The 7,706-nt window shown below is 45.4% G+C and carries 7 protein-coding genes; 3 read left to right on the plus strand and 4 right to left on the minus strand.

Translation table 11 applies throughout. The features are described 5' to 3' along the window. Positions 1-8: 8 nt before the first annotated feature. Together F6K38_RS23295 and F6K38_RS23300 are read right to left on the minus strand one after the other, a co-directional pair. The gene (locus F6K38_RS23295) at positions 9-194 is read right to left on the minus strand and encodes a hypothetical protein (protein ID WP_131827162.1); all 186 of its coding nucleotides are present in this window, start codon (positions 192-194) and stop codon (positions 9-11) included. A gap of 28 nt (positions 195-222) precedes the next feature. Next, on the minus strand, positions 223-2,484 hold the full coding sequence (locus F6K38_RS23300; RefSeq protein ID WP_287357561.1) for a ribonucleoside-diphosphate reductase subunit alpha: 2,262 nt from the start codon (positions 2,482-2,484) through the stop codon (positions 223-225). Positions 2,485-3,087: 603 nt separating this feature from the next. Between F6K38_RS23300 and F6K38_RS23305 the strand changes: the two genes are divergently transcribed. Further along, entirely contained in the window at positions 3,088-3,471 is a 384-nt protein-coding gene (locus F6K38_RS23305; protein ID WP_287357562.1) for a DUF4346 domain-containing protein, read from the plus strand. A gap of 221 nt (positions 3,472-3,692) precedes the next feature. On the opposite strand, the gene F6K38_RS23310 is transcribed toward F6K38_RS23305, so the two are convergent. Continuing rightward, entirely contained in the window at positions 3,693-4,427 is a 735-nt protein-coding gene (locus F6K38_RS23310) for a glycerophosphodiester phosphodiesterase (protein ID WP_287357563.1), read from the minus strand. A gap of 204 nt (positions 4,428-4,631) precedes the next feature. On the opposite strand from F6K38_RS23310, the gene F6K38_RS23315 reads away from it, so the two are divergent. Next, positions 4,632-4,757, plus strand: a complete 126-nt coding sequence (locus F6K38_RS23315; RefSeq protein ID WP_267872046.1) for a hypothetical protein — start codon at positions 4,632-4,634, stop codon at positions 4,755-4,757. 38 nt (positions 4,758-4,795) lie between these two features. On the opposite strand, the gene F6K38_RS23320 is transcribed toward F6K38_RS23315, so the two are convergent. Further along, a complete protein-coding gene (locus F6K38_RS23320; protein ID WP_287357565.1) occupies positions 4,796-6,253 on the minus strand; it encodes a S8 family serine peptidase in 1,458 nt (485 codons plus the stop codon). Between the two features lie 353 nt (positions 6,254-6,606). Between F6K38_RS23320 and F6K38_RS23325 the strand changes: the two genes are divergently transcribed. Then, positions 6,607-7,706: transposase (locus F6K38_RS23325; protein ID WP_287357567.1), on the plus strand; the 1,100-nt coding region annotated here is incomplete at its 3' end.

A 7,706-nucleotide genomic window follows, 5' to 3' on the forward strand; every position in this document is an offset into this window, starting at 1 on the left:
ATCAGCCATCAGCCATCAGCTATCAGCTTGTGAATAACACAGGTAAGCATTTGTTTAATCTGAGTGAAGTCACAGGCTGGAAGCCTGTGCCACAAGGCTGACCGCTGACCGCTGACCGCTGACCGCTGACCGCTGACCGCTGACCTATGCTTCACAGGCTGGAAGCCTGTTCCACAAAGCTGACCACTGACCACTGACCACTGACCGCTGAATGCTTACTAACTAATTCGCGCAAGCGATACAAGTGTTGTCTAATTCTTTGAAGTTGTCACGCTGGACGGTTCGGATATAGTACACGGCTTTACATCCTAATTCCCAAGCCATGACTAGGGTTTCATAGATGTCTTTGGCTTTGAGGGTGCGTTCAGGTTCGTCTGGGAAATAGACTCCTTGGTTTAAGTTAAATAACAATTCCATGGAAATCCCAGTATCAATCCATTGCTGGATAGTGGCGATTGCTTTAACAACTTTTTTCTGATCAAAGTTTTTGTTTTCGTGGTATAACCAAAAATTGTCTTTAATAAAGGGTGGGGCAATGGGTACAGTGCCTTTTGCCCATTTGTCATAGAAGAATTTGCTGTGAACTGGTAAGACACTAGCGGTACACCCTTGTACTAAGGATGAGGATGTATTGGGTGCGATCGCACTAATATGAGAATTGCGAATCCCAAATTGTTGAATATCCTGAGATAGGGCTACCCAACGCTCTCCATGCTGGGAATTTTCTACAAACCATTCCACCGGTTTAGCGCCAATTAGCTTACCTTTACTCCACTCACTACCATCGAAAGCAGCGTAAGCACCACGTTCGATAGCCAGTTCCATAGATGCATGGGTGCAGTAGTAGCCAATATCCTCAAATAAGTTACTAATTTCCTTGAGGTTGTTATAGGTTAGCCACCGTTTAGCTAACCAATCCGCTAATCCCATACAACCTACTCCGATGGTGCGGTATTTCTGATTGTGACTATGAGCTGCTTTAAAAGGAGGAGTGCTTAAATCAATAGTGTTATCCAGAATCCGCACTGCTAGACGACAGATATTGGGCAATTCAGTTTCTTCAATATTGGCGAGATTGATCGAGTCCAAATTGCAACAGTGAGCAGCATGTCCAATTTCGACATTAGAGAAACTTTCGGTACAAAGATTTACCGCTGGGATGTAGCCCTGGTGTTGATTAGGATTAGCGCGGTTAATGGTATCCTTGAACGCCAAGTAAGGCATTCCGGTCTCTACTTGCGATCGCATAATCGTCTTGAAGAGTTCCCGAGCATTCACGGTCTTATAGAGAGTCAGGGTTTCGCCGATGGCTGCTTCAATGGTTTGATAGGCGCTTTCAAACTCTTCTGCCCAAAGTTCCGATAGCTCAATGCCTAGCTTGATCCGTACTTCATAGGGATCGATTAATGTCCAGTCTTCTTTATTAACCACCCGACGCATAAACTCATCGGGAATCACCAATTGGGGAAAGATATCATAAGCCTTGCGCCGGGGATCGCCATTTTCCGCTTGCATCTCCAGAAACTCTGGCACATCGAGATGCCACACATCTACACTAACTGTCACTGCCCCTGCCCGACGGCCTCCTTGATTAACTGCGATCGCAGTATCGTTAAGCAGTTTAATCCAAGGAATTACCCCGCCCGAAGCATTGGCTTTGCCCATCACCCAGCTACCGGTTGACCGAATCCGGCTGACATTGACCCCAACACCACCACCGTTTTTGGAGATTCTGGCCGTATCAGTAATTCCTTCAAAGATGCTTTCCAGGTTGTCATCAATGCTAGTGATAAAACAGGAAGACAGAGACCCCTGAGGAATTCTGAGATTAGCCAGGATCGGGGTAGCTAGAGATATTTTCCGTTGTGCGATCGCTTCATAAAATCGCCTTGCCCAACCTAGTCTATCTTCCGGGACTTCCACTGACCCTAGCAGCAGAGCACAAGTTAAAAATGCCTCTTGGGGCAACTCATCCCCTAGGAGATACCGACGAGTTAGCAGTACAGCCCCTGCATAATCATAATCCGTGTCCCAATCCGGATTAATCCAAGAACCTGCTTCTTGTAGCTCCTCAGTCGTATAGGTTAAGATACTGGGGTCATATTGACCAGACTCTACTTTGGAGCGAACAGTTCTAGGGTAGTCACCGTACTCATAACCACGGTTTACCAGGGTGTCTTTCCATAGACTCCAGATCTGTAGTCGTCCTGCTACATAGCGCCAGTCAGGCTGATCAGGACTACACATTTCCAGGGCACAGTTGATCAAGTTATCCTGAATCTCTCTGGTAGTAACACCATCACGCAAGCGGGTAGTGAGTCCGGCTTCTAGAGTGATTGGATTGACATCCTTGCCAGCACAAGCCCACTCAACAACAGCACGAATTTTGGAAATATCAAGGGAAGTCAGAGAACCATCCCGTCTGATCACCTTAATATTCCCTTGATTTTGAGTTATGGATGTTGCCGATAGGGTTTGTTGCATTTTCACTGGTTGGGCAGAATATTAGATTTAACACACCATGACTTGCTAACCCCAAGGTACAACACTACCAATAGGGTTAACTCTTTAATTCCCAAGCTCTACTATACTAAATCTGGATTGACTTGGCTTATAGTTGTTGCCGACAGGGTTTGTGGCCTTTTCAGCAGTTGCTCAGAATCTTAGATATAATACACTATTGCTTGCTAACCTCAAGGTACAACACTACCAATAGGGTTAACTCTTTAGTTTCCAAGCTCTACTATACTAAATCTAGAGTAAGTATAGCAGTAAAATTTATCAACTTTTTTAAGTAACTGACCAAGTAACTCCCCACACCTGCCACACCTGCCGCGCCACTCTGTCTTTCCCTGTTTTACTCATCCCTGACCTTGTCTAATTGTTCTGTTAAACTGAGTACTTGCACCATTGTCATTAATCCTAGGGTGGGCAGTGCCTACCAACGCGCTTTGCAAGCTTGATTATCTGTCTGGTGCACTGCCCACCCTACATGAACTGTTTTACTCATCCCTGACCTTGTCTAATTGTTCTGTTAAAGTTATAATAGTGGAATTTGCCATCAGCTTTAGCCCTTGACCGTTCACCATGATGATCACTGCCCAAGACATTACTGCTATTGATGAGAAGCTCTCCAAACGCTTTATTGAACTCGATCCAGAGGGCTACTTCATTATTTACATAGACCGAGAGGCAAGTCTGATCTGTGCTGAACACTACAGTAACAAAATTAATGAGAAAGGCTTAGCAGTTGATCCAGAAACCGGAGAACCATTTCCCTGCGATGGTAAATTAAACCGTACTCCCACCGCTATTTTCAAAGGTAGGACAGCCAAGGAACTAGGCATGAAAATTACCGAAGAAACTAAACCCTGTCCTTTAAGTCGTTTCGATCACGCCCTTTACCTAGGACGAGAATTTGTAAGAGCCGAGATAGCCATGATCAATGGCGAAGAGTATATTCAAGATTAGTGAATAGGTAAGCATTCAGCCATCAGCATTCAGCTATCAGCATTCAGCTATCAGCATTCAGCTATCAGCATTCAGCTATCAGCATTCAGCTATCAGCATTCAGCCAAAGACTATGAATCCCTGACAGCAGACCTAAAAGAGATTAAACGAATGCTTACCTGTTTTCTTAAAAAGCTGACGGCTGACCACTGATAGCTGATAGCTAATGCTTACCTGTTTTCTTAAAAAGCTGACGGCTGACGGCTGATAGCTAATAGCTTACGAGCTAAGTCAGGTCTGTCGGTGATTATACCATGTACCCGATTATCATTTAGAAGCTTTCCAATCATTTTTTGATCATTTACAGTCCAAACAAAAACCGGTTTGCCCTGTTTAGCAGCAATTTGCAATAAACCAAATTTTAACGTTTCCCACTGTAGTGCGAGTATATCCGGTGTAAGTCGGATCAGTTTATGAAACACCAAAATACCGAAAAACCTGAGTAATATAATCAGATAATTATTCTTTTTTTTGCTTAATAGCAATCCAGTTTTAACCCCAGGATACTTAGATTTTATCCATCTTAACGATGAAACATTAAATGATAAAATAACAAAATTATCTATCTTGATATATCCCATTACTAGCGCCAGAACTTTTTCTTCATAGCCTTCTTCTTTTAGTTCAACCGCTAGTTTAATCTTGTTACGTGTCAGTCTTAAAACTTCCTCAACCGTAGGCACTCTAAACCCTTGCTGGTAAGCAAGGGAATTGATTTCAGCAAAGCTTAACTGACTGATAGCTTGATTAGCTATCATTGGGTCATGATGGGAAATCAATTCCCCATCTTTAGTGATTCTTACATCAAATTCGATAAAGTCAGCCCCAATTTCAATCGCTTTCTCATAGGCTTCAATAGTATTCTCTTTCGCACAATTAGAAGCTCCACGATGGGCAATTATCCTATTAGTCAGCATATGTAACAAAGGGAACAGGGAATAGGGAACAGGGACTTCGGAGCAGGGAACAGGGTAAGTGTGGGAGGCGTGGGAAGTGTGGGAGGTGTGGGGAGATGGGGAGTCAGATGAGCAACGGTTGTGTCCCCCCCTTGTTAAGGCGTTCAAGGCGGGGAGGCAAGCCATTGCACACAACCCCTCCCCCATGAGCCACTGCATCGCTCTTTGCTACTGATCCGAAGTTCCCGACTCCCGACTCCCGACTCCCTCGGTGCGCTTACAGTCGTCGAATTAAATTCGCCACGGGTCGCACCGCTCCCGACTCCCGACTCCCGACTCCCTATTCCCTAAAATCTCAAATATAGCTCACCTATTTGAGAAGCGCTATATCATCGAGGTGCTGGCAAGTCATGAACATTGCGAATGGTCACGGAGCGAGCTAACTTATAGGCTGCATAGGAATCCACCAAACCGGATCCAGTTGCTCCGTCGTGTCCCTCTCCTGCTGGTTGACCATGGGCGCTCTTGCCCAGCTTAACATCTCGCGCTGATGCCCGTAGAATCTGCTTAATCAGGGATGGAGACAGACCAGGTTGCACCTGCTTAAGCAAGGCACAAACACCCGCTACTTGGGGAGAAGCAGCACTAGTACCGCTGATCACCGCCCAGCCATCATCAGTAGCCGTTTCGTCCTGATTCGGATACTCACCGCCGCCCAAGCCTTGGTCAATTTCGTCCCCTGGTTCAACGGGCAACATGATATAGGCAGCCCGGGGTCGCATTCCCACCAGTCCACACAGATCAGGGACGTGGCGTCCTGGATAAATTTGGCTATCAAAGCTACTGGCGTAGTTGGAAGCTTCTAACCGAAAGTCATTGCCCTCAACAGTATCGTGGGCATAGACTCCACCCACAGAAATCACTTCTGGCATCTGACCAGGAAATCCATAGTGTCCGTTACCAGCAGAGAAACAGACGGTAATACCACGCTCTTTGACTGCTTCAATAACTGCTGCCTCTAGGGGCTTGAGGAAATTCGGTAGATGGCCTTCTGGGATACTCATGCCCCAGCTGTTGGTCATCACCGCTGGATGTAAATCCGATGCCATCTTAAACGCCAGGGTGGGGTTACTCCCCATTTTGACACCAATAAAGTCAATATCCGGTGCATTGGCAAAAATATTTGCTGCTTCAGCCGTACCATGACCATTCTCATCCCGCTCCACGTTTTGAGCATCTGGTGCCAGGGTTGCCTGGTAGTTGTAGCCATGCCACTCGTAAAAGGGATGCTTGTAGAATCCAGTGTCTACCATTGCTACTAAAACTCCCTTACCGGTTACCCCGACTTTGTGGACAGGGGTCGAGCGACATACCATAGCTACATCAGAGGGAACATTAAGGTGATGATAACGAACCCGTGGAGGCAGTGGCGACTCAAATAAAATCGGTGGACGTTGGGGATAAGCGCGCTCTATCAACCCAGATAGCTCTTCGGGAATGGTAAAGGGAGCACCAGCAACATGGCGCAAGAAGGTCACTTGTCCCAGGTTCGGATGAGCCTCGCTAATGAGTTGGCTGTCCCGTTCAACTCGGGTGCTAAAGACCCGTTCCCACAGTTCCCGTGGTCCATCAGCACTAATGGAAAAGGTTCCGATTTGCTGGACGCGAAAGCCAAGGGATTGTAAAACATTTGCAGCTTGAATGCCCCGTCCAGGGGGTGGGGCGAATTGTTGAAGATTCTCCGGTTGGAGGTAGGTGTCAGTGGCGAACATGGACTGGCCACTTTCTGATGCGAGAATGGCTTCAAAGGAAACTCGCTCTTGTCCAGTCTGTAGTTGTTGTATCATAATTATCCTGTTAGTTAAATCCTAGTTAGACAGCGGTTGATGACTATCGCTGTCTTTGTTGATCAACAAACCAAGTTGGTTTACTTCTTTGGTTTACTTCTTTAGTGTGGTATATGTGATCACATATTGACGTCACCCTCGTGGGTACTTGTGTTTTGTTCGGTTTTTGTTTAAAATTCCCCAGGGTGTTTTTGACTATTGAACAAACCGTGTGACGCATTCCCCCACCTCGTTCAGGTGGGGGTTAGTCCATGCCAAAACCAATCGCTAAAAACATGAAGCAAAAATTAAATAATTGCCGCCTTATATTTGATAGGTTAAAATAATAAATATAATTTATTTTATTTAGACCAGTGAAAGCGGCAACCAAAGTAATTAGAACCGATAAGTGGAAACTAAATCCAACCCCCGATCAAAAATTGCTATTTGGGGAGACGGTTAAGGTGTACCGCCGTGCTTGTCGATATTTGGTTGGAATCATTTATACTCACTGGTCTGAATTAGGTTGCTTGACAGCTGATCAACTAACTCCTGCTGTTGAACGTCTAATGCATGAGACTGCCAAGCGTCCTAATATAAAGTATCCTCAGTTTAATCAAGCATTCTACAAATTTCCCAGTTATTACCGTCGTGCTGCGATTCGGCAAAGCCGACGCTTCGCGAACGCTTTTGCTGCGGGTCAGGTTAGTAGTTTTGTGACCCGTTACCGAGAATGGCAAGCGGGCACTAGAAAAAGACGCAGCGATAGTCCTCCGAGACTGAATGCTGATACTGGTTGCTACCCAGCTTTATACAAGGGTCAATGCTATAAATTACATGGCTTTAACCAAGTCGATATCAAGGTATTTAATGGCTTAGATTGGGTTTGGACTACAGTTCAAATTACCGGCCTAAGAGAAAGACACCAAATAGCTAGTAACAAAATACTATCGCCTTCATTGATATTCAATGAAAGGGTCTGTCATTTATCCGTTCCGTTCAGTTGTAAGCCAGAAAAACGAAAACCAGAGGCTAATGTAACAGCAGTAGATCTAGGAATTAATACTACTGCGACAATCTCAGTTGTAACCCACAGCGGCACTGTAATCCACAGGAAATTTATACACCCAGGAAGAGACATAGACCGTCGGGATAAGCGACTAAAGTCCGTATCTATGCGGGCATCTAAGACTATGGGCAAAGGAGGAAAACTTCATAAAGGTTTTTGCTCCAAGACCTATCAAAAATGCCGGAGAATCAATCACCAAATCGGGCACATTGTTTCTAAGCGAATTGTTCAGATTGCTGAAGAGTTTAACTCCGAAGCAATTGTGTTTGAGAGTCTTAAGGGATGGAAGCCCAAAGGGGGACGGAAACGCTCTAACCTCCGGCAAAGGTTTCATGGATGGCTCAAAGCAAAAATTCGCGATTTTACTGAGATGAAATGGGTTGAGTTAGGCGGCAAAGTAATAGA

The organism is Moorena sp. SIO3B2 (assembly GCF_010692525.1).
In the GTDB taxonomy this organism is placed as follows: domain Bacteria; phylum Cyanobacteriota; class Cyanobacteriia; order Cyanobacteriales; family Coleofasciculaceae; genus Moorena; species Moorena producens.

Excerpts from the sequence above, each read along its gene's own strand:
- F6K38_RS23310 (WP_287357563.1), bottom strand. The coding sequence starts at position 4,427 with ATGCTGACTAATAGGATAATTGCCCATCGTGGAGCTTCTAATTGTGCG.
- F6K38_RS23305 (WP_287357562.1), top strand. The coding sequence starts at position 3,088 with ATGATGATCACTGCCCAAGACATTACTGCTATTGATGAGAAGCTCTCC.
- F6K38_RS23320 (WP_287357565.1), bottom strand. The coding sequence starts at position 6,253 with ATGATACAACAACTACAGACTGGACAAGAGCGAGTTTCCTTTGAAGCC.
- F6K38_RS23300 (WP_287357561.1), bottom strand. The coding sequence starts at position 2,484 with ATGCAACAAACCCTATCGGCAACATCCATAACTCAAAATCAAGGGAAT.